Source organism: Picosynechococcus sp. PCC 73109, from assembly GCF_001521855.1.
In the GTDB taxonomy this organism is placed as follows: domain Bacteria; phylum Cyanobacteriota; class Cyanobacteriia; order Cyanobacteriales; family MRBY01; genus MRBY01.
In genome coordinates this window covers 719,764-743,285 of the sequence record NZ_CP013998.1, presented here as the reverse complement: position 1 = coordinate 743,285, position 23,522 = coordinate 719,764, and the positions used below count along the sequence as shown (strand labels likewise).

Below are 23,522 nucleotides of genomic sequence, written 5' to 3'. Positions count from 1 at the left end.
CATTCCCACCAAAACAGTCCCTAAAGGATGATAAATTTGCCTGTCTGCTTCCCTTACAAATAGAAAATAACTGTTACAGTTCTTGACACTTGATCTATGGCGTAGGGGTCTGGTGATAGCATTTGCGAAACACCCTTTATTTAATAAAGATTTTTGAGCATGTCTAACGAGCTTACTGGAAAAACACCGAAATTCGGTGGCAGCACGGGTGGTCTACTCGCCGCTGCTGAACGGGAGGAAAAATACGCCATCACCTGGTCTAGCGCAAAAGAGCAGGTTTTTGAACTGCCCACCGGTGGTGCAGCGGTCATGAACGAAGGCGATAACCTCATGTACTTTGCCCGCAAGGAACAGTGCCTTGCCCTCGGGACTCAGCTGAAAACACAATTTAAGCCCAAGATTACCGACTATAAGATTTACCGTGTCTTCCCCTCCGGCGAAACTCAGTTCCTCTATCCTCTCGATGGTGTACCTTCTGAGAAGGTAAACGAAGGTCGCGAATACAAAGGGAAAGTTGACCGCAATATCGGGAGCAACCCCGAACCGGCAACCCTGAAGTTTTCTGGTGTGGCCCCCTACGAAGCCTAGATTTTTACCACAACAGTTCGGGCGGAAGTTGACAGTTTTAGTTTGAGTTATGAAGGCTTTCTTGGTGGCGGCGATTAGCCCAGACCGATGAGGAAAGTCTGTTATGATGAAAAGCTGAACAAAAGGCTTCCGCTTCTTTGTGTCTAGCTCTATTTTTACTTTTATCTACCGTCCCAGCGGCCCTCCATGTGCCCCAGGCGACCGACGCATTTCCTATGATTTTTCCTGATTTCGAGCAGTTTCGGCATCTCAGTCAACAGGGTAATTTTATTCCGGTCTATCAGGAGTGGGTGGCGGATCTCGAAACACCAGTGTCGGCTTGGTACAAGGTTTGTGCAGATCAACCCTACAATTTTCTGCTGGAGTCCGTTGAGGGGGGCGAAAATATTGGTCGCTATAGTTTCCTCGGTTGCGATCCGGTTTGGGTCTTAGAAAATAAAGGCGATCGCACCACGCAAAAATTCCGTGATGGGGCCGTCCAAGAATTTAGCGGCAACCCCTTTGATGTGTTGGCCCAATGTCTCGCCAGCATTAAGCCTGTCCAACTGCCGGAATTACCACCGGGGATTGGTGGTCTATTTGGGATGTGGGGCTATGAGTTGATGCGCTGGATCGAGCCACGGGTGCCAGTGTACGAACGCCAAGAAGAGGATCTACCCGATGGCCTCTGGATGCAAATTGATAGCTTGATTATTTTTGACCAAGTTAAACGCAAGATTTGGGTCATCACCTATGCTGACCTGCGGGATCCGGCGGTGCCCCTAGAAGAAGCCTACCTAAATGCCTGCGATCGCGTGACGAAATTAGTCCTCAAGCTCAAGTTGCCTTTGCCCGTTGCCGCCAAACCCTTAGAATGGCTCGCCAACCCAGATGGGGAAGCCCTCAAGTACGAAAGCAACACTTCCCAAGCACAGTTTTGCCAGAACGTCGCCAAGGCAAAGGAATACATTAAGGCCGGAGATATTTTTCAGGTGGTGCTGTCCCAGCGGCTTCAAACAAGCTACGAAGGCCATCCCTTTGATCTCTACCGTTCCCTGCGCCTGATTAACCCTTCTCCCTACATGTCTTTTTACAATTTTGGGGATTGGCAACTCATCGGCTCTAGCCCAGAGATTATGGTCAAAGCCGAGCAAACGCCAGACGGAAAACTCCAGGCGATGCTCCGACCGATTGCGGGCACGCGACGCCGGGGGAAAACCCAAGCTGAGGATTTAGCGTTAGAAAAAGACCTCTTGGCCGACCCTAAGGAAATCGCTGAACACGTGATGCTTGTGGATTTGGGCCGCAATGATCTCGGTCGCGTCTGCGAAAAAGGTACGGTGACGGTTGGGGATTTGATGATCATCGAACGTTATTCCCACGTGATGCACATCGTGAGTAATGTGATGGGAGATTTAGCCCCCGACCAATCTGCTTGGAATCTCCTCCAGGCTTGTTTCCCCGCTGGAACAGTCAGCGGTGCGCCGAAAATTCGCGCTTTAGAAATTATCAATGAACTAGAACCCGAACGGCGCGGCCCCTACTCTGGCGTCTACGGTTACTACGACTTTGAAGGCCAACTGAATACGGCGATTACGATCCGGAGCATGATCGTGCGATCGCAGGGGAATCAGCACCAGGTTTTTGTCCAGGCGGGCGCGGGCATCGTCGCAGACTCCGAACCAGAGCGGGAATACCAAGAAACCCTTGATAAGGCCAGGGGGATGTTGGAAGCGATTCGCTGCCTTCAAGTTTAATGACGTCTGGGGGACAGGGAATTTTAAAACATCGTTGAATCTAGGATCACAGCATCTCCCACTGAAATCTTGCCTGAACTGGTAGGCATGAGGTTAATGCCAAAAAGAATGCCTTTGGCAGTGCGTCGAAAGGTACCGAGGGTGCGGAGGGGTTCTTGAGTTGGGTGGCGATCGCCTGTGATTTGATTTGTTGTAATCACAATGCAACGTTCGCAGGGTTTGGCGGTGACAAAGGTCGTGCCACCAATGTCCACAGTCTGCCAATGATCTTCCGCAAAGGGTTGTGCTGTCTCGACTACCAGATTGGGACGAAACTGATTCATCGAAACGGCTGCCCCTAATTTTTCTTCCAGCAACTTTAAAGAAGCAGTATTGGTGAGGAGCACCGGATAACCATCGGCAAAACTGACATTTTGGGTCTCCCACAGGGCATATTTTGGGTTAACGGGCCGGGGATGATCGGGGGATTGGCGCACGAGACGGCAGGGGGTTTGTAGCACCTCCGAAAACCAAGCGGCAGCTTCAGGGCCTTGGTCAAGGGCTTGGGTCTGGTTGCGCCAGATTGTCACAGGTTTGAGGGAGCCTACGGTTTTGGGAGACAGTTTCAGGGGCGAAAAATCATCAAAAGTTAAGGTGAGATTATCCTCTGTCATGTGGGGCTTAACCCTGGCCAGTTGGGGATATTGCCGTTGACTGAGAAATTTCCCGTCGGCATCAACAATCATCCATTGGCGATCGCCTTGAAAACCCTGGGTCAAAACTTCCACTGTCTCCAAAGCGATCCCGCCGCAGGACTTCACCGGATAAATCCATAAAGCCGAAACCCGTACCACTCGCTAAACCTCTAACAAATCGTGTTGGGCCATATAGCTAAGGAGCCAACTGGCCATGGTCGCCCGCCGCGTCAGGCGCGGAATCAGTTGATCAACTGTGTAGCCCTTAAAGCCCATTTTTTCCTTAAGTAGCGCTTTATAGGGTTTGGGGATCGAGCGGGTCAGTTGCACCGTGGGGGGACGCTCCTCGATAAATTTAGGTGGTTCTGGATATTTTTCGGCCCAGGCTGGATCAACTTGGTCAAGATTCCAGCATTTTTGAGTTTCATCGTAACGGTAGCCGAGGTAATGCCAGACCAACTGATGGAGCGTTTCATCCTCAAGGCGATCGTCGATGATTAGCTGAATGGTGTCCGTTGTTAGGGGAGGCAAAGTCACGATAACAGAAAGAAAAGGTGTAGAGAAAGCTGGTTCAATTTTAGGCGATCGCCTCCACAAAATATGTGGCCGTTGCGCCGGATTCCCAAACCGTCTAGGTCACTCTCCAGGAAGTCTCGATGCGAGCAATAGAGATGGGACAATTCCTATCCAAATTTACTCAAAATCCGTAGCTGTGACCCTGGAGTGGCACAAACCGCACAGCGATCGCCTTTTCCATTTCCAGGTCAGTGCTAGTTTTGTGGAGGACTTCAAGGCGTTGGCCGACGGTGCCCACAGGAATTACCAGGTGACCGCCCACGGCCAATTGTTGCAGTAACGGTTGGGGCCGATGGTCTGGGGCCGCCGTAACAAGGATCGCGTCGTAGGGAGCAAACTCTGACCAGCCCTGGTAACCGTCACCAATCTTGTAGTGAATATTCTGATAGCCCAATGCTTCCAGGCGATCGCGGGCTTGCCGGGCTAATTCGGGCACAACTTCAACGGTAAAAACTTCCTGGGCAATTTCGGCGAGGATCGCCGCTTGATAACCGCACCCCGTACCAATTTCTAAAACTTTGCTTCTGGGCGTCAGGTGGGCCGCCTCGGTCATGTAGGCGACGATATAGGGTTGGGAAATGGTTTGGCCATAGCCGATGGTGAGGGGTTGATCGGCGTAGGCGAGATGTTGGAGAGAATCAGGCACAAAGCGATGCCGGGGCACTTGCTGGAGCGCGGCTAAGACGGCTGGATCGTTCACGCCCCTGGCGATAATTTGCTGCTTAACCATCCGCTGACGTAAAGCAACGGTGGGATCGGCACAGAAATCATTGGTGGGTGGAAGATCCATGGTCGCTGGCGAGGATCATTTCAGTATGAATCCTTCGACTTCCTCCTACCTCCATTGTACTCCTGGAAGCTAGAGAAAGTCGGGCCGTTGTCGTTGGGTCGCTGTGAGGAATTGGGCGATCGCCTCCCAGTTTTCTGCTTCAAGATCTGCAATGACTTGATCTAACTGCTGCCGATAATGGGTGAGGGATTTTAACAACGCCTGTTGATTCCCCTGGGCCATCATCAACCCCAATTCTGGATTGCCACCGCCGACACGACTGGTATCCCGAAAGCCAGAACTTGCCAGAGCTTGGGCCATTTGTAGCACTTCTGGATTTATTTCCGACCCACAGGCGGCGATTAAACTGGCACTGACGTAAACGGGTAAATGGGAAATCCAGGCCACCGCTTGATCATGAATCTCCGGGGCACAGCAGTAGAAACGGCTCTGGAGCAGCGTGATTAAGTCCTTGAGGATTTTTACCGCATCCGGAGAGGTTTCGGGAGTCGGTGTTAAAACGTAAGGTGCGTTGATAAACAATCCGGGGAGCGCGGCGTCAATACCCTGTTCGGCTGTGCCCGCCATGGGATGTCCTCCGACAAAATTGGGCCACAGCGGGGCGATCGCCTGGACAATTTCCCCCTTCACCGAGGCCACATCGGTCAAAATCGCCGTGGATTTGAGGTGGGGAATAAGGGTTTGAGCCGTGGGCAAAATCGCTTTGATCGGCGTGCAGAGAAATACCACATCCGCATCCTTGAGAAGAGCAAAATCTGTGCTGGCTTGGTCGACAATTCCCTTCCTCAAGGCCGTTTCGCAGGTTGTATTTTTCCGAGAAACTCCCAACACTTCTAAGCCTTTTTCCCGGAAGGCGATCGCCAAAGATCCACCGATTAAACCCAGCCCGACAATGCCAATTTTCATGAATTTTTTCCCCATTAAAAATCCCCCGCACCGCAAGTGTCATCGGGGGAGCCGAACACTGTCACGCGACAGCAATCACAAAAAAATTTAGAGGTCGCCGCGAATTTCTTCAACAACACCATCCCGGACCACAAGTTCAACATTCAGCTTGCGCACCAGATTATCGCCCACTTTCACTTCAAAGAAACTCTCCATCTGACCCTGGAGAAACTCTTGATCTAATTCTAAGTTTTGTACCTGTTGGAGCTGCTGGAGCACTTGGTTTTTTTTCTCAAGGAGTTCCCGCTTTTTTTGGTTAACCTGGAGTTGAATATTTTCCATTTGTTGAGCGACCTGGGGGGTATTGCCCTGTTGTTGAAGTTCACTAATGGTGCGATTTCCTTGGACATCCAGTTGTTGTAATTGACCATCAAAAGTCGCTATTTGTCCCTGGAGTTGCTGCTGTACTTCCTCTTTCCAGCGGGGGGTCACGATGACCTTCAGATTAATTGGGCGTTTGAGGGTAACAGTAGGCACTTGGTTTCCGTCCATGTAAATGTTTTCCTAGAGAAATGTAACTCGGTTTTGTTAAATCAGTGGGCTAAGAGGGCCCTATCTACAAAATATTTTCAGGGTAGCATCAATACCCGAAGATTCCGCCATTCGGATCGCTTAATCTTTGTCGTAAAGGGAAGCAATTAAGGCCGCATATTTCTCTGCCACCACTGGCCGCTTTACCTTTAGCGTCTGGGTCATTAGGCCATTCTCAATGGAAAAAGGCTCTAGAATCAACGCAAAATCACTAATGCGGTCATCCACCCGATAGCCAGGCCGATTTTTAATTTCTCGATTCAGCTCCTGTTTAAATAAATTCAAGACAGGCTTACTGTACAGATCCGTTTGGGGCAGTTGTTCTGAAGGAATGTCAGGATCTGGCAATTGCAAACCGAGGCCACCCTGGGACACCCACTGACCGAGGGCTTCGAGGTTCGGCACAATTAAGGCACCGAGGGATTTTTGATCCTGGCCCACCAGCATAATTTGATCGATGTAGGGACTGCGGGCGCAGGCATCTTCAATGGGCTGGGGTTCGATGTTTTCGCCGTTGGTGAGGACAATAGTATCCTTTGCCCGGCCCGTTAAAACGAGATCCCCATGGGGCGTCACCCAACCGAGGTCGCCGCTGTCAAACCAGCCTTCGGGATCAATGGCCTTGGCGGTGGCTTCGGGTTTGCGGTAGTAGCCCTGCATCACCTGGGGGCCGCGAATAAGAACAAGCCCCTTTTGGCCTTGGGAGAGGGTTTGTCGCGTTTCGAGATCGACAATGCGAATTTCGGTGCCCTTGAGGGCGGGGCCAGCGGAGCCACGCACATTGCGTTCGGGCCGCCGGGCATTGGTCACTGGGGAGGTTTCAGTGAGGCCATAACCCACAAGGATATTGATCCCCACGATTTCAAAGAAGGTGTCGATGTGTTGGGCGAGGGAGCCGCCGCCGCTGATTACGTAGCGAATTTTGCCGCCAGTGGCCCCCCGAATTTTTTCGTAAACGAGTTTGTTGCCGAGGAGATGAAAAGGATAAAGGGCGATCGCCTTTGCTCTAGCCATTAACCGCGTTAGGGGAGAAACATGGAAATGCTCCAGGCTGAGGTTGTTGGCGATACGCTGGGCCAGGACATAATTTTGGGAGCAGGTGAGGAAAAAGTTCACCAGCTTTTGTTTCTTGGCGGGTTGTTCCCGGAGATTTTTCTGCACTCCTTCGTAAATCGATTCCCAAATGCGCGGTACCGCAACCATGTAACCGGGCTTGTAGGTTTGGAGATCTTTTTTGATGTTGCGGATATTGGTATAGATCTGGGTGCAGCCCTGGGACAGGAGAAAATATTCAGCAGCCCGTTCGTAGGAATGCCAGGTGGGGAGAATGCTGAGGGTGACATCGCCAGGATTCGGTTGGATCACCTGGTCGAGGTTGCGCACTTGGTAGAGGACATTGCCGTGGGAAAGCATCACCCCTTTGGGTTTGCCCGTCGTCCCAGACGTGTAGATCAGGGTCATTAAATCTTGGGGTGATCGCCCAGGCATCGTCAGGGGTTCTTGGCTGCCGAGGGTCATCAGTTGGGAAAAGTTGAAAATCGGAAGTTCCGTTTCTGGCACTTCTTCGTCGGTGAGGAAAATAACGGCCCTGGGTTGGAGATTTGTAATTTCTGGATTGAGGCGTTCAAAGGTTTTGCGGTCTTCGACGATGAGAAATCGACTTTCGCTGTCAGTGTAGATGTAGAGCAGTTCTTGTTTTTCTGCCTGGGATGAGCGCACCGCATTCACGGCCCCCGCCGCAATACTACCTTGATCGGCGATGAACCAACGGGGGCTATTATCCGCAATCAGGGCGACTTTTTCCTGGGGTTGAAGACCGAGGGCCTGGAGGCCAGCCCCAAATTGCTGAATCCCTTGCCAGAGCTGATGATAGGTCAGTTTGAATTCTGGTTTTTGGTGGGGATCATAGAGGGCAACAATGTCGGCATAACGCTCGGCGGCGATCGCCCAAATTTCTGATAAAGATTGGATCTGGTCGTAGGGAGCAGTGCTCATGGCAATTCCATTTAAAAGCGCAAAAAACAAGCCGAAATCATGGCTACAATCCTACTTTAAAACCAGATTTCACCCATCTCCCCAAAAGTAGACAGTTTTTCAAGTGTCACCCCCTTGGGATCGCCATCAACATTTCCTGACGAAGACCAGTGGCGATCGCCCTTGCAAGCTTTTGTGGAATCTGGAGGGGAGCTTATAATGATTTTTTTGCCACGGTAAGGAGCCGAAAACAGGATGAATGCACTCAAGGGTCGGGATCTTCTGAGCATTGCAGATCTCAGCAGCACAGAAATTATTACCCTGCTAAACCTGGCGGCAGATCTCAAACAGGGAAAAATCGCCCCCACCTGCCCCAAAACCCTCGGCCTGTTGTTCTATAAAGCCTCTACCCGCACCAGAGTCTCCTTTAGCGTGGCCATGTACCAACTGGGTGGCAATGTCATTGACCTGAACCCAAACCGCACCCAAGTGGGTCGCGGCGAACCCATCGAGGACACCGCCAGGGTTTTAGACCGCTACCTCGATATTTTGGCGATTCGTACCTTTGATCAACAGGATCTCGAAACCTTCGCTGACTACTGTGAAATGCCGATTATCAATGCCCTTACAGATCTAGAACACCCCTGTCAGATGTTGGCGGATCTGCAAACGATGCAGGAAACCTTCGGCCAACTAGAAGGCCTGACCATGACCTATGTGGGTGATGGCAATAATGTCGCCCACTCGATCCTCCTCGGTGGCGCGTTAGTCGGCATGAATATTCGCATCGCTACCCCCAAAGATTACGAGCCCAGCCCGAAAATTGTCGCCCAGGCCCAGGCCATTGCGGGCGATCGCAGTCAAATTTTAATTACCCATGATCCCAAGGAAGCCGCCGAAGGCTGCCACGCCATCTACACCGATGTGTGGGCCAGTATGGGCCAAGAAGACCTCGCCAACAGTCGCGTACCCATTTTCCAACCCTACCAAGTTAACGCCGAACTCATGGCCCTCGCCGATAAAGAGGCGATCGCCCTCCACTGTTTGCCCGCCCATCGGGGCGAAGAAATTACTGCCGATGTGATGGAAGGCCCCCAAGCCAAAATTTGGGATCAAGCCGAAAACCGGATGCACGCCCAAAAAGCGCTGATGGCCAGTCTTCTTGGTATTGTCTAACAGGATCTAGCGGAGGGTGATTTGTAGCTGGAGATTGCTCATGCCCCACATCGCAAAAAATTTCCGCGATAGCTCTAGGCTGGCTTCGGTCATATCACCATCGGGAGCAACCAGCCCTCCCTCTAGGTAGCGACCCCCGTCCGTAACCAGATCAAGCCGTTGTTGATCGTTTTCGATCGGGGTTAAGACTAGCTTCCCTCGCGCCAGAGTTTGACCAGCACGACTAATAATGGCACATCGCATCTTTTGGCGCTCTCCTTGAACTTGAATAAAAAAACCTTGTTGAGTATAGCCGAAAGCCCCGACCCCACAACATCCATTGGGGGATTTCTCACCTGTTTTCCCCTAGTCGATCTTGTTACGATACAAAGCAGTGCAACCCCACTTTTGGAGACAAAACACCACCATGACCGACAAAGTTGTCAAAACTGACGCCGAATGGCAAGCGCAACTTTCCCCAGAGGCCTACAAAGTTACCCGCAAACATGGCACCGAGCGGGCCTTTACGGGTGAATATCACGATTTTAAGGGGGAAGGCACCTACAATTGTGTGTGCTGCGGTGCGCCCCTGTTCACCTCGGAGACGAAGTTTAATTCGGGTACTGGCTGGCCGAGCTATTGGCAACCGGTGAATGATCAGGCGATCGCCGAAAAAAATGACTTTAGTTTCTTTATGAAGCGGACAGAAGTGCTCTGTGCGAAATGTGATGCCCACCTGGGTCACGTATTTAACGATGGCCCCCCTCCCACGGGCTTGCGCTACTGTATCAATTCCGTGGCCCTGAAGTTTGAACCGAAGACCGAGTAGACGCCCTCACACCCTCCGCCTTTGGCACCTCCCTCTAGGGAGGATTTTTTTATTCATTGACTATTCTCTCCTATGAAAACTCGCCTCGCTTTGACTATTGGTGATCCGGCCGGGATTGGCCCAGAGGTACTTTTAAAAGCTCTGGCGGATCCAGAAATTAGAGCGCTTTGTCCGATGACGGTCATTGGCGATCGCCCCTTGCTCGAAAAAACCTATCAGCACCTCAAAACTCGGACGGAATCTGATCTCCTTGATCCCAGTGAGTTAGAGATTGTCGAACCGAGTGGCAATGAATCTCTGAGAAATTTCACCTGGGGGGAAGGTTCGGCAGAAACAGGCGATCTCGCTTTCTGGTACCTCGACACGGCGATTGAAAAAACCCTGGGGGGAGAATTTTCGGGCATTGTCACCGCCCCCATTGCTAAATCCCTCTGGAAAGCAGCGGGCCACGACTACCCTGGCCAAACGGAGGTTCTCGCCCAAAAGAGCCAAACCACCCGCTATGGCATGGCTTTTATTGGCAAATCGCCCTATACGGGCTGGACATTGCGTAGCCTGCTAGCGACGACCCACATTCCCCTAAAAGCGGTGCCGGAAACCTTGAATCCAGGGCTGATGGATTTGAAACTTAGTCTTCTTTTGGAGTCGCTCCAGCAGGATTTTGGGTTAGCCAATCCCCAAGTGGCGATCGCCGGCTTAAATCCCCACAGTGGCGAAAATGGCCAGTTGGGCACCGAAGAAATGGACTGGTTAAACGATTGGCTCCAGAGAGTGCGGCAACAATATCCGAAGGCTAATTTGTTGGGGCTTTATCCCCCCGATACGATGTGGGTGAATGCGGGCAAAGCTTGGTATGGTAAGCCGGAATTTAAACCCGCCGCCGATGCTTATCTGGCCCTTTATCACGACCAAGGGTTAATCCCAGTGAAACTGATGGCCTTTGACTACGCGATCAATACCACCATCGGTTTACCCTTTATTCGAACCTCCCCCGACCACGGCACCGCCTTTGATATTGCCGGTCAAGGTAGCGCCAATCCCACCAGCATGAAAGAAGCGATCAAACTGGCCGCCAGCATTAGCCAAAATCGCGCCGCCACCACTGTCCCCCCACTTCTAACCCCCCTAGATCGCTCGTTGCTTGGATGAGGGGCGTTTTGTCCGGGGCGAATAGTTCAAGGGAAATTTGGCCCCGTAGAGTATCCTGACAACAAAACTGTAGGCCCGTGTGGGTCGGTGCTCGCAGGGGTTGTCCCGGTAGATCGGTTTTCCCACTGAGATGAACCGTAAACCCTTGGCGATCGCCTGCGGTCATTTCCCAACTTCCCCAGGGAGAAAAGTGCCAGGTGAGGGTACTTGTCCAGGGGGCAAATTCATAGAATTTTCCTTGGTGGTGAATGCCAATTAGACCAACTTCCTCTTCACTCGCTAAGATTTGACGGATACCAGCAGCGGCAGTGAGGGCGAGATCTTTCTCTTCCCTAAAGCCATTGCAATTGAGCCAAAACCAAGCCTTTGGAAAGGATTTGCCCCAATTTTTTTCGCTGTAGGCCGGGGCATTGCTAAATTCATAGCGTTTGCCCTGCCATTCGATCCAACCTGTACTCAACCCATGGGCCAGCAAGACTTGCCAACCGGGATCGTAAATGGGCAAAAAAGAATACCAGTTGGCAGTGGGTTTAGCGGGCGTTCCCCAACCGTAGATCGGCTTCGTTTCGTAGTGCCATTGGCAAACTTCCCCGCTGGCTGGGTCGATAACACGACCTTGGTTGAGGGTCGCTGTTGCTTGGTAGCCTTCATGGATTTTTTCCTGGAAAACCCTGGGAGCGAGGAGTTGGGGTTTTAAATTGGGGGGGCAATATCGCCAATGACCCAGGGCGAGGCGTCGATGATCGGCCCAAAAATTTTCGACATTCGGTAAAGTGCGCCAAAAATACTCATCCTGGAGGCCCAAAACTTGCACGGCACCACCACTATGGGGGCGATCACCAAGGGGATCTTCGATGGAATACATAAAGGCAAAATTGTCACCTAATTCTGCTAAGGTGACGCGAAAATACCAACCTTCAAAGAAACGGGGCGTGTGGTAATCCCAATGGTAGCCACTGTGGGGCGGTTCACAAAAATTCATACAAAAGGACGGTTATGGGCTTAAATCTAAAAGCGATCTTAAAAAAAATTGGTTTTCCAGGCTTAGACAGGTGTAATCGCCGCTGGTCTTCTCTTTTCTCGATAGGATAGGGACGATGGGGACGGCGTACTTTTAGGGGTTATATGAAGCAAGAAGAAGATAGATATATGGCGACTGTAAATCAAGTTAAACAATATTTAGCCTACTGGTTTCAGGTGGGTAAACCGGTGATTTGTCCCAAGGGCGATCGCCAAATTTTGCCGATGACCGTGCTCGAAGGAAATCAATATTCCCCAGATTTTGAGGCCTGTTGGCAAGACCTCAACGCAAACCGTGACTGTTATCTCCAGGGTACAACCCAAACCATCGCGGATCTGCTCTCAGAGCGGTGGGATATTGCCGATTGTCCCCGCTGTGCGATGCCGATGCCCTTCGATGCGGTGGGTTTGAAAAATGGCTGCCCCTGTGCGGATCTCGCAGATTGGCCGAATGTGAATATTCCCGTGCCCCACTGTCCTCACTATGCCCGCGACCAACTGTCTGCGATCCATAAACGCCTCCGGTCAAGGCAACACCATTCTGATCTATAGACCATAGCGCAGTCCGGTTTCCGTTAGGGAGTCACGTCCACCAGCATCAAATTCCATTGCCCCCGTTCGTTGCTCTGGAAAGCGACCCGACGTCCATCGCCGCTAATGGTGGGATTTTGTACCGACCCCCGTAAATTCACCGTTAACAACTGCGATCGCCCCTGGTTGCGATCATAGACAAACACATCCTGGCGGCCCCGTTCGGTGGAAACATAGGCGATAAAACGGCCATCTTCACTGAGATCCGGTTGGTCTTGGCTAGAGTCGCGGCGGTTGAGATTAGGCAGGTTGACTAATTGATTGGTTTGTAGATCGTAGAGAAAAATATTGCGGCGGCCATCCCGTTCTGAGGCAAAGGCGAGATAACGGCCATCACCGCTGTAGCTCGGAAATTCTTCGGCAAAATTACTATTGATTCCCCCCGTGGCAATCTGGGGCTGATAAAACAAGGCCCGACCACAGCCCCCCAAGATCAATCCCATCGCGGCGATCGCCAACGGCCAAAACTTTCCCATGGGATTAGTGGTCATTCGCCAAGATTGTGACCTGGGCATTGGGTTGATCCATGAATGTACTAGCCTTTTGTTCAACACGTTGGAGTTGCCTCAGGGCCAGGGAACAGGGGCTGCCATAGCGCTGTTCGACCCGCTTACTGGCCAGGGTCAGGGCCGTTTGGGAGCGATGCACAAAATCCGCCAGGGCGTAGCCTTGTCCTACCTGAAAGTAGTCATGGACGACGGTGGAGGGGGAATAGAACTGATCCTGGGAGCCGTCGGGCCAAACAATATCAAAAGTAACGGCTGGCATAGAATTTAGGAGCCTCCGGTAAAGCCAGTGAGCGGAACATGGTCGAGGTGCCAAAAATCGAGGCTAGTTTCCCCCAGTTTAAGGGTCAAGGTGTGGCCTGGGGTGATGGTGGCGATCGCCTCGGCGACTAACCCCTGATCTTTGCACAACATTTCTACTTCAGAGACCTGCTCTGGGGGCACAGTCAGCAAAAAACCGTAGCTTGGAAAACTGAGGAGCCATTGTTGCAAATCGAGCTGTGGTGGACAGGGAACTGCGCCAATATCCAAGATCGCACCGCAATTAGACGTTTCCAAGAGCATCAAAGTTGTGCCGATAATTCCCCCCATACTGACATCTTTTCCGGCGCTACATAAACCCCGTTCGGCGAAGAGCGGTAATAAATCCCACTGGGCTTGGAGTTGCGCTGGATCGGCTTGGGTGGCGGCATCCCAACAGTAGGGGAGGTGGGGCCGGGGTTGCCCCTGAAAATTAGCGACTAACACGAGGCGATCGCCCACCTGGGCATCAAAACTGGTAATCAGTCGTTTTGCCCGACCGAGAATCGCGACCCCCAAAGCATCATATTCACTATGGGTATTGGTATGACCCCCGACAATTGGTACCTGAAACTTTTCTGCCGCTGCCTGCATCCCGGCCCAAATCTGCCGCGCCTGCTGATCTCCACAGGCCCACAGAGCATCCACAACCGCCAAGGGTCGTCCCCCCATGGCATAGATATCACTGACATTCACGAGCACCCCACACCAGCCCGCAAACCATGGATCCTGTTGCACCAATGCGGGGCTCATGCCCTCTGCGGCGAGAAGGAGAAAACCAGCTTGGTCGGGAATGGCTGCACAATCATCCCCAAGGCGAATGGCTTGCCCCTGGGCTGTAAATTGCCGTTGAAATTGCCGGGAAGCGAGTTGAATATCCCGTTTATGTAAAAGGCCCAAATTGTGGCGTAGGGTCTCTGCCAACTGGGGTAAAGTGATGTTCACGCCAAGTATTTCGATTATTTTTTCCTTTAGGAAACAAGCCAAGTCCCCAGGTCAAGTTGGGGTCGCGGATTCACTGCCGGTGGGTAAAAGTTTAAATCTGCCTCCATGAGATGGTGGGGGCGATCGCAAATGTCCATTTCCGCCAGAGAATGCCAATGTTGCCGCTGGAAAAAACGCACATTCTGTCGCTGTACCGTCGCCAGAAACTTAGTACAGCCCCAACCATGGGCCGTTGTGACCGCTTTGTAGATTAACCCCTTACCAATGCGTCCCACGCGCCGAAACTCTGGCTGGACCCCCAGGCGGCCACCATACCAAACCTGAGGCTCACTTTCGTAGATGCGCACAACCCCAACCACCTTACTCTGGGGGGATGAGCTCTTGTCCAAGGCAACAATCGGATAGGCAATGGGATCGAGGTCATCAAAATCATTACCGCTAAAAATCCCCTGTTCTTCACAAAAAATATCCCGTCTCAGGGCAAAATAGGCGCGGATTTCCGCCGCAGACTGGGCGAGTTCAAACTGAAATCGTTGACGACTCATTTCCCGTAACCTCCCTAATTTTCAAAGGTAGACAATGCTGAACAGGCACCACATTTCGCACAACCAGCTTTAATTGCCTGGGAAGACATCCCCGCCTCCTTGAGAATCTGACCCACCTTTTGGTAGAGGGCAAACATGAACTCCGGATCAGGGGCTGGATGGGTTGCCAAGGGCGTGCCAGAAATGGGGACAAAAGGCACCACAAAGGGGTAAACACCAAGGCTGACTAATTTTTCTGCCGCCGCCACAAGGGTTGCAAAACTATCGCCTAAACCGGCTAGCAGGTAGGTGCTGACTTGGCCCCAACCAAATACTTGCACTGCCGCTGTATAGGCTTGGTAGTAGTAGGAAACGGGGACTTCTGCTTTGCCAGGCATGATTCTGGCACGGACTTCGGGATCCACGGCCTCTAGGTGCATTCCTAAACTATCGACACCAGCGGCTTTTAAGCACTCAAACCAGACAAAATCGGCGGGGGGTTCACATTGAGCTTGGATAGGAATATCGACTTTTGCTTTGATGGCAGCGGCACATTTGGTCAGGTAAGCTGCACCGCGATCGCCTGTGTTGGGAGTCCCTGTGGTCATGATCACCTGCTCAATGCCATCGAGCCGCACCGCCGCTTCCACAACCTCTGCTAACTGTTCCGGGAGTTTGCGGGCAATGGTGCGTTCTGCTTCTAGGGATTTTTCGATCGCACAAAATTGACAGGCTGTACTTTCGTCCCGGTAGCGCATACAGGTTTGTTGCACCGTTGTGGCGAGCACATTATTGCTATGGAGAAGGGCAATTTTCCAGTAAGGAATCCCTTCCGCTGTCTCTAGGTCGTAGAATTTGGGACGCTCTTGCAGGGTAATGGGGGCGATGTCTTGATGATGTTTTTGGAGCTTGGCTTCACTCTGTTGGGAATCTAGGGTGGCATGGTAAGGCGATCGCCCAGCACTATTTGTATAAACAGGAACCATCACCGTGGTGCCAGCAATGGTCACTGCCCGGTGATCCGAAGGCCCTGCCCCCCCTTGGCGTCCCGTCATCGTGGCCTCTGTCAGGCGGAGGCCGTGGGACTGGAGTTCTGTAATCAGACGTTGTTTATCCATGGGCATAGTCATAGGGATGGGTGATGGCGCGCTAGATTAGGGACAGGAGGCGGGAATATCTGGGGCCGGGGTATTCGGCAGTGGTGTTACTTCTGAGGGAAAGGGCAAGGAACTCGTGTTGAGGGTGGCCCAAGGTGCGTCATTGAGTTGTACCTGGAATAGATCAGGGCGGGAGTAATGTCCCACCGAATCCATCATCCGCTTACGTTTGGTAATCAGGGAGAAATCTAAATCGGCGATCGCCAAACCTTCCCCTTCATAAATGGGTTCACAGAGGTGTTTGCCTTCAGGACTAATAATGGCCGTATAACAACCACCACTAAGGGCCTTGTGCATCTTGTCATTGCTGGTCAATTGGACCTTCTGTTCTGCCGAGAGCCATCCCGTTGCATTGACCACGAAACAGCCGGATTCGAGGGCATGGTGGCGCATGGTCACTTCCATTTGCTCCGTAAAAATTTGCCCCACCATAGATCCCGGAAATTGACCACAATGAATCTGTTCATGTTGGGCCATCAGACTATAGCGAGCGAGGGGATTGTAGTGCTCCCAACAAGCTAAAGCACCCACACGGCCCACAGCTGTATCGACCGTCGTTAAACCAGCGCCATCCCCTTGACCCCAAACCATCCGTTCGTGGTAAGTAGGGGTGATTTTGCGGCGTTTAAGGCGCAATGTCCCATCGTGATCAAAAATCAATTGGGTGTTGTAAAGGGAACCTTCTTCCCGTTCATTCACCCCTAAAACCACGACCATGTCATGGGCTTGGGCCGCTTCAGCCACCGCTGTCGTGACTGGGCCAGGGACTGTGACTGCTTGCTCATAGAGCTGGAGATGGCTTTTCCCCATCAGCACCGGTGGCTCGATAAAAGAAAAGTAAGGATAGTAGGGGACAAAGGTTTCTGGAAAGACAATCAACTGCACGCCCTCCTTGGCCGCCTGGGTAATTGTCTCCAGCACTTTTTCCGTCGTACCTGCACAACTAAACAAAACCGGACTAATTTGTGCTGCTGCCGCCCGAATTGTTTTCGAGTAATCAAGCATAATCGCTACCGGAAAAATAACAAACTCACAAAAAACGGATTTGGTAACCGAAAATATTCCAACAAAACCCTTTTAAAAAATACTCGGAAGTTTTTAAAGAGTGCAAAAAAAATCTAAAAATCACTCTTGTGAACTCTTTGGAAATTTTCGGAAGTAAAACCTTTGTTTTTACATCGTCCAAGTATCAAGGATAAATGCCCCTTCTTTGCGATGCATTAAAATCAAATCCATCACATCTAAGGGATTAATCGGGCGGATACCAGGAATCAAAGAAGGTTCTCCGTGGCCATAAAAAGCTTGTAGTGCAAAACGACAGGCATAGACCTTTCCGCCAGATTCCATAATCTTGACCAGGCGATCGTTCATGGCTAAGTGCCCCGGAAATCCTTCATCGCCCAGCTTCGGGAAGCCCCGCTGCACCCCTAAAGTTACCCCAGGGCCATAAAGTAGCACAGACGTTTCAAACCCTTTTTTGATAAGGCGACTTGCTTGTAATAAATTGACTAAACCAATGGAACCCTCAAAGGCCACTGTATGAAACGTAATCAGTGCTTTTTCGCCAGGTTCTGCTTGGACATCAGGAAAAACCTTTTCTTCGTAATCGACAAGAAAGTCACCGGTCTGATGGGCAGGGATTGTTACTTCAGGCATGGGAAATTTTCCTTTAGTTTTTAGGTTTTAATGTGTTGAGTTGTGCCTCACTTTAAGGGGAGAACTCAAGGCGACCTGTATCATTGCTGACAAAAGGAGACCTTCTGTTTAAAGGAATAGTTTTTTGATTGAAAAGCCAATTTCTGGATTGTCTTTTTGGCTAGACTCAAGCTTGTTTGATAATAGCTATCTGAATGGTTTTGTCCTGATTAGAGGATAGTGATTGTGTCCTAAAAAGAACTATTGATTTTGCTAGGTTAGGCCACCAAAATAGCAGCTACTGGGTCGTAATTCATCGATCGCCTATGGGTAGTCACAAACCGCTGGGATCGGTAACAACCCTTACAGGAACGGGGGTTGACTAGGTTTACAGTTGAGCCAAACACACCTAAGAGCAACGGCAATGCAGACCCATTACCCGGTAATAATTGTTGGGGGTGGCCAGGCGGGACTTGCCCTCAGCTATCTCCTCAAGCAAAGCGACATTGACCACCTGATTTTTGAGAAACACAAAATTGGCCATGCGTGGCGTGATGAACGCTGGAATTCTTTTTGTTTAGTGACCCCCAATTGGCAATGTCGGCTCCCCGGTTTCCCCTATGCAGGGCCTAATCCCAATGGATTTATGGCAAAGCAGGAGATCGTCTCTTATTTAGAAGCCTATGCCCGCTCCTTTAATCCCCCAATTCGAGAGGGGGTCACAGTTTCAAGGGTGAGTTCGTCTGGAACCCAGTTTGCAGTGGCAACATCCATCGGTGATTACACAGCTGATCAAGTGGCGATCGCCACGGGTGGATACCACGTTCCAAAAATTCCGCCCATCGCCGCCCAACTGCCCCGTGAGTTGCAGCAAATCCATTCCGTACAGTACAAAAATCCCCAGGATCTTCCCGATGAAGTGTTGATTGTGGGCACTGGCCAGTCGGGTTGTCAAATTGCCGAAGATCTTCATTTAGCAGGGAAAACAGTTCACCTTGTTACCGGTAGTGCGCCCCGGGCGCCGCGCCGTTATCGGGGCAAGGATGTGGTAGAGTGGCTCGAACGCATGGGTTATTACGCCCTCCCCATCGACCAGCACCCCCAGAAAGAAATGGTTCGCCATAAAACCAATCACTACGTTACAGGACGGGATGGGGGCCGCGATATTGATCTGCGCCGCTTTGCCCAACAGGGAATGCACCTCTATGGTCGCTTGCAAAGTATTACCGGGCAGACTCTCCACTTTGGGAAAGATTTAAAACACAATTTAGATCAGGCTGATGCCACCGTGGTGCGCATTCAACGGAATATTGACAAATTTATCGCCGATAACAACATCACCGCTCCCCCAGAGGCCCATTATCAACCCGTCTGGGAGCCAGAATTAGAACCATCATCCCTCAACCTCAAAGAAACTAATATTGGTGCAGTTATTTGGGCGACGGGCTTTCGCTTGAACTTTAGTTGGATTGATCTCCCCGTCTTTAATGAATTGGGCGAACCCTTACATGACCGAGGGGTAACCGCCGTGGATGGATTATACTTCCTTGGTTTGCCCTGGCTCTATACCTGGGGTTCTGGTCGTTTTTCCGGTATTGCTCGCGATGCAGTATATTTGGCGACACAAATTACAGCAAGGCTTTTGGTTCCGGCTTCTGCTTAAATCAGACCTTGTTTTGTGGCTTGGTAAATGGCTTGGTAGCGGTTTTTAGCTTGTAGTTTACTCAAGGTGCGGTTTAGGTGGAATTTTACGGTACTTTCACTGATGTGGAGCTGTTGGGCAATGTCGCGATCGCGCAATCCTGTTGTGAGGAGAATTAAAATCTGACGTTCCCGTTGGGAGAGTGAATTCTTTGATTTGTGGGCTTGGGTAGTGGCCCCATAGGGCAAAGTGAGGCTAATTTGGTGAGCTGCTTCTTGGGAGTCGATCCCGACATTGCATTGTCCCCCAAGGGTTTGTACAAAAAATTCAATGTCGGCAAAAGGCGATCGCCCTGTGTTTTTCGTCGGGTTAGGGGCGGCGATAATCCCTTCGAGACAAATTTCCGTATCACCGTAGATGAGTCGGCAATAGTGACAGTTGAATTGATTGAGAATTTCTACGGTTTTGATTAAGAGATAGGTCGAACTTGGTGTCAGAGGTCGCTCCGTACCAATCAAACTAAGCTGGCTGGTACTTAAAAGGCTGCCCAGGTGATCCGAGAGGGGGTGAGATTCTCTTGTCTGGCTTTTGCTGGGATCTTGGGGGCTTTTTTGGGCGGCATCTAAGGCGATCGCCCCAGCCATACATAACACCTGCAAAACCTCTAAAAATTCTGGTAAAAAAGTTTCATGGCTAAAGGCCGCTAACACACCAATAATTCGCTGTTGACTGGCAAGGGGATAACCCGCAAAACCTTGAATTTCGTTGGCGATCGCCCAGTCACGGTCTTTTACCCAAGCTTCTTCCGCCAGGTGATTACTCAGGAAAGGAATCCCATTTTTGGCAATTTTTCCGACCTTATAGGCGCCCATGGGAACCCGTGCAAAACTGCCGTTAATGTTTTCAGACAGACCCGATGAGGCCACCAACCGGAGCGATCGTTGATCTGGCTCAATTAACCAAATTCGCGCAAAGGCGCAATTAAAGTCTTTAATCAATGCTTCGGTTAAACGTTTGGCGATCAGCGTTGGTTCCAGACAACCGGAAATGCCCTGGGTAATGCGCTGAACCTTTTGCAAATCAACAATCAAGCAAGCAGAATCAAGCACGGCATCGGTAAATTAAGCACAAAATCTCTTTCTAGTTAACGCGAGCCAGCTCACCTGCGTCAGTCAGTAGTGAACATTAGTACAGAAACCCGCAATTATCTGGAACTTTGGAGGGGATTAATCCAGAAAAGTTTCAGCGACTCGCTCTCCCAAAAGAGCGGCTTTCAGTAATTTGGCGTATTTGCGAATACTGGCTGTTTTTCTTTTGACACCCTATAGATGGCTGAAATCACACTATAAACGCCTTAGGAAAAACCAAAGCCAATGCTGCTGATTTCGGGTTAATTTTTCTGCCCATTGATTGAAACGATACTTTTCCCGTTGAGACCAGCCTTGGGTTAATTTCTGGCTATGCCAAACCAAAACAGCACAGGTATAGGCGACACAGATCGTCAAGGCAACGCTCGCCCAGTAATGGTAACCGAGACTCAAACGCACCACGGCCCAGGTGAGATAATCACGCCAGAGGGCAAATTCTCCCCGCAACGCCCAAATGCCGTAGCTCCCCAAGATCAGCCACAGCAAGGCGACCAATAGCCAACGCCAGAGGAAAGTAAACCGCACCAGCTTGCGGGCCAAGGGACTGAAATGATGGTCTGTTGGTGCTTCCTGAAGTTGGCGATCGCCCATATTTTTTCACCCTAAACATCTTTACCGAGTGGGTCAGGCCAAATCCTGGGATTGCTGCCGCCGTTACCGGGAAGTTCCCCTGCAATGGCTAGGACAATTCTGTGACATTCACCGCTTCTTTGGTGACCGTGGGGGGTTGGCCATTACGATTACGCCACCAGGCCAAGAGGGTACTGGCGACAAAAATACTAGAGTAAGAGCCGCAAATAAACCCAATAATCAAGGCGAGGGCAAAAAACTTGAGGGTCGAACCACCGAACAAAAAGATCGCCACCAGCGGCAATAGGGTCGTAAGGGTGGTATTGATCGAACGGCCCAGGGTTTGCTGGACGGAATGATCAACAACTTGATCGATGTTGTCTCCCTCGTCGGCCTTGAGATTCTCACGAACGCGGTCATAAATGACCACCGTATCATTCACAGAAAAACCAATAATCGTCAGTAGGGCCACGAGGAAAAGGCTATCTACTTCAACGCCCAACACCAGACCAAGTAGCGCAAAGACGCCAGCCGTGACCAGCACATCATGGAATAATGCGGCGATCGCAAACAGCGCATAATCGAACTGAAAGCGGATACTTAAGTAGACAATAATCCCGAAAAAAGAAACCAGGAGGGCGAGCATCCCTTGGACAAACAATTCCCGACCAATGGTTGGCCCCACCGAGTCAATTTGGATCGTGCCAGGATCTAGGGCGCCCACTTCGGATTCTAGGGCGTCGAGCAAACGGCTGCGTTGATCCACATCAAGCTGCGGTGTCCGCACCGAAAACGTTGTCCGCTCTTGGCCCAAAATTTGCACCGTACTACTGCCGACCCCCTGGTTATTCACCACGGTTTGAATTGTCGCTGTTTCTAAAGGATCAGTACAGTTGCCAGCCACCGTACAGTCGAGGGCCACTTGGATTTTTGTGCCCCCAACAAAGTCGAGACTGGGTCGGAGGGGTGCTTGAAGTTGGTTGAAGGAAATGCCCATAAACAACACACTCGCAAGGATGGCGATCGCCGAGATGGACCACCAAAGGAGACGCTGTTTAATGACGCTAAATTTAAAAGTCATCGGGTTAACAACAGACTAGAGGGCAAAGGAAATTAGTTGGGGACTTTGGGCGCAAACAACTTGGGATTTTGGCGCACCGCCGGTAAGCCCAATACCGTTAACAGCAGTAAAGTGCGGCTGCAAGTCACTGCCGTAAACATACTCACCCCCACCCCGATCGCCAAGGTCAACGCAAAACCTTTTACCAAACCCGAACCCAAGAAAAAGAGGGCCGCACAGGCGATCAAAGTGGTGACATTACTGTCGAGAATGCTGGAGAAAGCGTTAAAAAATCCCGATTCCACGGCCCGGTATAGGGTATTTCCCTTATAGATTTCCTCCCGGGTGCGCTCGAAGATCAGCACATTGGCATCCACGGCCATACCGATACTGAGAATAAAACCAGCAATCCCCGGTAACGTCAGCGTAACCCCCACAAGGGAGTAGCAGGCCAAAGTGAGGAGGGTATAAACCACTAACGCCACATCTGCGATCAGCCCTGGCAAACGGTAATAGACTGCCACAAAGACCAACACCAGAATTAGGCCCGCAATCCCTGCATAGATACTTTGGCGAATGGAATCTTGGCCTAGGGTTGCCCCTACGGTACGGTTCTCGACCACAGCCACCGGGAAGGGTAACGACCCACCCCGAATCTGAATGGCGAGATCACTGGCCGTATCAATGTCAAAGTTGCCGGTAATGGTCACGTTCCCCCCGGCGATCCCTTGGGCGGTATATTCTGGGCCAACGGTGGGGGCGCTGAGGAGGGCATCATCTAAGAAAATGCCGACACTCCGGCCTGTACCAGCTAGACCTTTTGTGATTTCTGCAAAAAGTTCGGCCCCTTCACTATTGAAATTGAGAAAAACTTGCCAACTGTTGCCCGTTTGGGTGGGGGCGGGTTGGGCATTGGTGACGTATTCGCCGACTAGACCAACGGGTTCAAACAGAGCGAGGATCTCTTGATCGAGACTGTCAATATTGGTTTCTAATTCTTCGATTTCGGCATCGCTAGCGGCAGGGCTTGCACTGCCACGGAGACTGGTTAACTGGGCGTCGAGTTGGCGACGGAGGGCGTACTTTTCTTGGAATTCGGCTTCGGTGCCAGGGTTTTGGGGCCGAAACTCGAGCTGAGCGGTGCCACCGAGAACCCGTTCAGCCTGCTCAGGATCTGTCACCCCAGGCAATTGCACGAGGATCCGGTCGTTCCCCACGAGTTGAGTGATGGGTTCGGCCACTCCTAGACCATTGATGCGATTTTCGATGACTCGCTTCACGGCAGCTGTATCATCGGCCTCAACGACGACTCCTTCAGCATTGGGTTGTACCTGGATCGTCAATTGGGCACCACCTTTGAGATCCAGACCGAGCTGGAGGGGTAAGGTTGTCAAAATCGTGATGGCGATCGCCACCAAAAAAAGAATTGCAACTATGATTAACCGTTGTTTTTGCATGATGGATCTAGGAGGATGAA

The 23,522-nt window shown here is 51.1% G+C and carries 26 protein-coding genes; 7 read left to right on the top strand and 19 right to left on the bottom strand.

Annotated features, from left to right (window positions below; translation table 11 throughout):
• Positions 1 to 159 precede the first annotated feature (159 nt).
• Both AWQ23_RS03565 and trpE read left to right on the top strand, forming a co-directional pair.
• Positions 160 to 588, top strand: a complete 429-nt coding sequence (locus AWQ23_RS03565; protein WP_012306311.1) for a photosystem I reaction center subunit II PsaD — start codon at positions 160 to 162, stop codon at positions 586 to 588.
• Positions 589 to 803: 215 nt separating this feature from the next.
• A complete protein-coding gene (trpE, locus tag AWQ23_RS03560; RefSeq protein WP_062436486.1) occupies positions 804 to 2,324 on the top strand; it encodes an anthranilate synthase component I in 1,521 nt (506 codons plus the stop codon).
• Positions 2,325 to 2,347: 23 nt separating this feature from the next.
• Here the strand turns inward: trpE and AWQ23_RS03555 are convergent, their stop codons facing one another.
• The 6 genes from AWQ23_RS03555 to AWQ23_RS03530 all read right to left on the bottom strand — a co-directional run bounded on the left by AWQ23_RS03555 (position 2,348) and on the right by AWQ23_RS03530 (position 7,835).
• The gene (locus AWQ23_RS03555; RefSeq protein WP_062432587.1) at positions 2,348 to 3,157 is read right to left on the bottom strand and encodes an MOSC domain-containing protein; all 810 of its coding nucleotides are present in this window, start codon (positions 3,155 to 3,157) and stop codon (positions 2,348 to 2,350) included.
• Positions 3,158 to 3,160: 3 nt separating this feature from the next.
• Positions 3,161 to 3,538, bottom strand: coding sequence for a DUF1823 family protein (locus tag AWQ23_RS03550; protein ID WP_030005923.1), 378 nt, complete (start codon positions 3,536 to 3,538; stop codon positions 3,161 to 3,163).
• A 157-nt stretch (positions 3,539 to 3,695) separates the two neighbouring features.
• Positions 3,696 to 4,364: a protein-L-isoaspartate(D-aspartate) O-methyltransferase gene (locus tag AWQ23_RS03545; protein ID WP_062432585.1), complete on the bottom strand. Its 669-nt coding sequence runs from the start codon at positions 4,362 to 4,364 to the stop codon at positions 3,696 to 3,698.
• 69 nt (positions 4,365 to 4,433) lie between these two features.
• Complete coding sequence (locus AWQ23_RS03540) at positions 4,434 to 5,270, bottom strand: prephenate/arogenate dehydrogenase (RefSeq protein WP_062432582.1); 837 nt, start codon at positions 5,268 to 5,270, stop codon at positions 4,434 to 4,436.
• A gap of 87 nt (positions 5,271 to 5,357) precedes the next feature.
• A complete protein-coding gene (locus AWQ23_RS03535) occupies positions 5,358 to 5,801 on the bottom strand; it encodes a YlqD family protein (RefSeq protein ID WP_012306305.1) in 444 nt (147 codons plus the stop codon).
• Positions 5,802 to 5,921: 120 nt separating this feature from the next.
• Positions 5,922 to 7,835, bottom strand: coding sequence for a long-chain fatty acid--CoA ligase (locus AWQ23_RS03530; RefSeq protein WP_062432579.1), 1,914 nt, complete (start codon positions 7,833 to 7,835; stop codon positions 5,922 to 5,924).
• Positions 7,836 to 8,069: 234 nt separating this feature from the next.
• Here AWQ23_RS03530 and argF point away from each other — a divergent pair, with 234 nt between their 5' ends.
• The gene (gene argF, locus AWQ23_RS03525; protein WP_012306303.1) at positions 8,070 to 8,990 is read left to right on the top strand and encodes an ornithine carbamoyltransferase; all 921 of its coding nucleotides are present in this window, start codon (positions 8,070 to 8,072) and stop codon (positions 8,988 to 8,990) included.
• Between the two features lie 6 nt (positions 8,991 to 8,996).
• Here the strand turns inward: argF and AWQ23_RS03520 are convergent, their stop codons facing one another.
• Positions 8,997 to 9,233: a hypothetical protein gene (locus tag AWQ23_RS03520; RefSeq protein WP_062432576.1), complete on the bottom strand. Its 237-nt coding sequence runs from the start codon at positions 9,231 to 9,233 to the stop codon at positions 8,997 to 8,999.
• 163 nt (positions 9,234 to 9,396) lie between these two features.
• Here AWQ23_RS03520 and msrB point away from each other — a divergent pair, with 163 nt between their 5' ends.
• Entirely contained in the window at positions 9,397 to 9,798 is a 402-nt protein-coding gene (gene msrB / locus AWQ23_RS03515) for a peptide-methionine (R)-S-oxide reductase MsrB (protein ID WP_062432573.1), read from the top strand.
• Between the two features lie 72 nt (positions 9,799 to 9,870).
• Complete coding sequence (gene pdxA / locus AWQ23_RS03510; protein WP_062432570.1) at positions 9,871 to 10,947, top strand: 4-hydroxythreonine-4-phosphate dehydrogenase PdxA; 1,077 nt, start codon at positions 9,871 to 9,873, stop codon at positions 10,945 to 10,947.
• Here the strand turns inward: pdxA and AWQ23_RS03505 are convergent.
• Complete coding sequence (locus AWQ23_RS03505; protein WP_062432567.1) at positions 10,877 to 11,929, bottom strand: tocopherol cyclase family protein; 1,053 nt, start codon at positions 11,927 to 11,929, stop codon at positions 10,877 to 10,879. The two genes, pdxA and AWQ23_RS03505, sit on opposite strands and share 71 nt — an antisense overlap.
• Before the next feature lie 167 nt (positions 11,930 to 12,096).
• Between AWQ23_RS03505 and AWQ23_RS03500 the strand changes: the two genes are divergently transcribed.
• Entirely contained in the window at positions 12,097 to 12,519 is a 423-nt protein-coding gene (locus AWQ23_RS03500) for a hypothetical protein (protein ID WP_012306298.1), read from the top strand.
• A 23-nt stretch (positions 12,520 to 12,542) separates the two neighbouring features.
• Here the strand turns inward: AWQ23_RS03500 and AWQ23_RS03495 are convergent, their stop codons facing one another.
• From AWQ23_RS03495 to AWQ23_RS03465, 7 genes are all read right to left on the bottom strand, one after another.
• A complete protein-coding gene (locus tag AWQ23_RS03495) occupies positions 12,543 to 13,034 on the bottom strand; it encodes a PD40 domain-containing protein (protein WP_157072189.1) in 492 nt (163 codons plus the stop codon).
• Between the two features lie 4 nt (positions 13,035 to 13,038).
• Positions 13,039 to 13,326 carry an MSMEG_0570 family nitrogen starvation response protein gene (locus tag AWQ23_RS03490; protein WP_062432560.1) on the bottom strand — a complete coding sequence of 96 codons (288 nt, stop codon included), beginning with the start codon at positions 13,324 to 13,326 and terminating at the stop codon, positions 13,039 to 13,041.
• Between the two features lie 5 nt (positions 13,327 to 13,331).
• The gene (locus AWQ23_RS03485; protein ID WP_083500683.1) at positions 13,332 to 14,309 is read right to left on the bottom strand and encodes a sll0787 family AIR synthase-like protein; all 978 of its coding nucleotides are present in this window, start codon (positions 14,307 to 14,309) and stop codon (positions 13,332 to 13,334) included.
• Positions 14,310 to 14,335: 26 nt separating this feature from the next.
• Positions 14,336 to 14,854, bottom strand: a complete 519-nt coding sequence (locus tag AWQ23_RS03480; protein ID WP_062432557.1) for an MSMEG_0567/Sll0786 family nitrogen starvation N-acetyltransferase — start codon at positions 14,852 to 14,854, stop codon at positions 14,336 to 14,338.
• 14 nt (positions 14,855 to 14,868) lie between these two features.
• Positions 14,869 to 15,951 (bottom strand): MSMEG_0568 family radical SAM protein, encoded by a 1,083-nt coding sequence (locus tag AWQ23_RS03475; protein WP_062436482.1) that lies wholly within the window; start codon positions 15,949 to 15,951, stop codon positions 14,869 to 14,871.
• A gap of 36 nt (positions 15,952 to 15,987) precedes the next feature.
• Positions 15,988 to 16,995, bottom strand: a complete 1,008-nt coding sequence (locus AWQ23_RS03470; protein WP_062432554.1) for a Nit6803 family nitrilase — start codon at positions 16,993 to 16,995, stop codon at positions 15,988 to 15,990.
• A gap of 168 nt (positions 16,996 to 17,163) precedes the next feature.
• Positions 17,164 to 17,646, bottom strand: a complete 483-nt coding sequence (locus AWQ23_RS03465; protein ID WP_062432551.1) for an MSMEG_0572/Sll0783 family nitrogen starvation response protein — start codon at positions 17,644 to 17,646, stop codon at positions 17,164 to 17,166.
• 403 nt (positions 17,647 to 18,049) lie between these two features.
• Here AWQ23_RS03465 and AWQ23_RS03460 point away from each other — a divergent pair, with 403 nt between their 5' ends.
• On the top strand, positions 18,050 to 19,288 hold the full coding sequence (locus AWQ23_RS03460) for an MSMEG_0569 family flavin-dependent oxidoreductase (RefSeq protein WP_062432547.1): 1,239 nt from the start codon (positions 18,050 to 18,052) through the stop codon (positions 19,286 to 19,288).
• Here AWQ23_RS03460 and AWQ23_RS03455 read toward each other — a convergent pair.
• The 4 genes from AWQ23_RS03455 to secD form a co-directional block, all read right to left on the bottom strand.
• Positions 19,285 to 20,376 carry a LuxR C-terminal-related transcriptional regulator gene (locus AWQ23_RS03455; RefSeq protein ID WP_062432544.1) on the bottom strand — a complete coding sequence of 364 codons (1,092 nt, stop codon included), beginning with the start codon at positions 20,374 to 20,376 and terminating at the stop codon, positions 19,285 to 19,287. The genes AWQ23_RS03460 and AWQ23_RS03455 overlap by 4 nt on opposite strands.
• Before the next feature lie 234 nt (positions 20,377 to 20,610).
• Positions 20,611 to 21,006, bottom strand: coding sequence for a hypothetical protein (locus AWQ23_RS03450; RefSeq protein WP_062432541.1), 396 nt, complete (start codon positions 21,004 to 21,006; stop codon positions 20,611 to 20,613).
• Positions 21,007 to 21,094: 88 nt separating this feature from the next.
• Positions 21,095 to 22,066, bottom strand: coding sequence for a protein translocase subunit SecF (gene secF, locus AWQ23_RS03445; RefSeq protein ID WP_062432539.1), 972 nt, complete (start codon positions 22,064 to 22,066; stop codon positions 21,095 to 21,097).
• Positions 22,067 to 22,098: 32 nt separating this feature from the next.
• Positions 22,099 to 23,502, bottom strand: coding sequence for a protein translocase subunit SecD (gene secD / locus AWQ23_RS03440; protein WP_062432536.1), 1,404 nt, complete (start codon positions 23,500 to 23,502; stop codon positions 22,099 to 22,101).
• Positions 23,503 to 23,522 lie beyond the last annotated feature (20 nt).

Excerpts from the sequence above, each read along its gene's own strand:
- AWQ23_RS03505 (WP_062432567.1), bottom strand. The coding sequence starts at position 11,929 with ATGAATTTTTGTGAACCGCCCCACAGTGGCTACCATTGGGATTACCAC.
- AWQ23_RS03540 (WP_062432582.1), bottom strand. The coding sequence starts at position 5,270 with ATGAAAATTGGCATTGTCGGGCTGGGTTTAATCGGTGGATCTTTGGCG.
- AWQ23_RS03520 (WP_062432576.1), bottom strand. The coding sequence starts at position 9,233 with ATGCGATGTGCCATTATTAGTCGTGCTGGTCAAACTCTGGCGCGAGGG.
- pdxA (WP_062432570.1), top strand. The coding sequence starts at position 9,871 with ATGAAAACTCGCCTCGCTTTGACTATTGGTGATCCGGCCGGGATTGGC.
- AWQ23_RS03565 (WP_012306311.1), top strand. The coding sequence starts at position 160 with ATGTCTAACGAGCTTACTGGAAAAACACCGAAATTCGGTGGCAGCACG.
- AWQ23_RS03545 (WP_062432585.1), bottom strand. The coding sequence starts at position 4,364 with ATGGATCTTCCACCCACCAATGATTTCTGTGCCGATCCCACCGTTGCT.
- AWQ23_RS03460 (WP_062432547.1), top strand. The coding sequence starts at position 18,050 with ATGCAGACCCATTACCCGGTAATAATTGTTGGGGGTGGCCAGGCGGGA.
- argF (WP_012306303.1), top strand. The coding sequence starts at position 8,070 with ATGAATGCACTCAAGGGTCGGGATCTTCTGAGCATTGCAGATCTCAGC.
- AWQ23_RS03490 (WP_062432560.1), bottom strand. The coding sequence starts at position 13,326 with ATGCCAGCCGTTACTTTTGATATTGTTTGGCCCGACGGCTCCCAGGAT.
- AWQ23_RS03500 (WP_012306298.1), top strand. The coding sequence starts at position 12,097 with ATGGCGACTGTAAATCAAGTTAAACAATATTTAGCCTACTGGTTTCAG.
- AWQ23_RS03495 (WP_157072189.1), bottom strand. The coding sequence starts at position 13,034 with ATGGGAAAGTTTTGGCCGTTGGCGATCGCCGCGATGGGATTGATCTTG.
- AWQ23_RS03530 (WP_062432579.1), bottom strand. The coding sequence starts at position 7,835 with ATGAGCACTGCTCCCTACGACCAGATCCAATCTTTATCAGAAATTTGG.
- secF (WP_062432539.1), bottom strand. The coding sequence starts at position 22,066 with ATGACTTTTAAATTTAGCGTCATTAAACAGCGTCTCCTTTGGTGGTCC.
- trpE (WP_062436486.1), top strand. The coding sequence starts at position 804 with ATGATTTTTCCTGATTTCGAGCAGTTTCGGCATCTCAGTCAACAGGGT.
- AWQ23_RS03480 (WP_062432557.1), bottom strand. The coding sequence starts at position 14,854 with ATGAGTCGTCAACGATTTCAGTTTGAACTCGCCCAGTCTGCGGCGGAA.
- AWQ23_RS03535 (WP_012306305.1), bottom strand. The coding sequence starts at position 5,801 with ATGGACGGAAACCAAGTGCCTACTGTTACCCTCAAACGCCCAATTAAT.
- secD (WP_062432536.1), bottom strand. The coding sequence starts at position 23,502 with ATGCAAAAACAACGGTTAATCATAGTTGCAATTCTTTTTTTGGTGGCG.
- AWQ23_RS03450 (WP_062432541.1), bottom strand. The coding sequence starts at position 21,006 with ATGGGCGATCGCCAACTTCAGGAAGCACCAACAGACCATCATTTCAGT.
- msrB (WP_062432573.1), top strand. The coding sequence starts at position 9,397 with ATGACCGACAAAGTTGTCAAAACTGACGCCGAATGGCAAGCGCAACTT.
- AWQ23_RS03475 (WP_062436482.1), bottom strand. The coding sequence starts at position 15,951 with ATGGATAAACAACGTCTGATTACAGAACTCCAGTCCCACGGCCTCCGC.
- AWQ23_RS03465 (WP_062432551.1), bottom strand. The coding sequence starts at position 17,646 with ATGCCTGAAGTAACAATCCCTGCCCATCAGACCGGTGACTTTCTTGTC.
- AWQ23_RS03470 (WP_062432554.1), bottom strand. The coding sequence starts at position 16,995 with ATGCTTGATTACTCGAAAACAATTCGGGCGGCAGCAGCACAAATTAGT.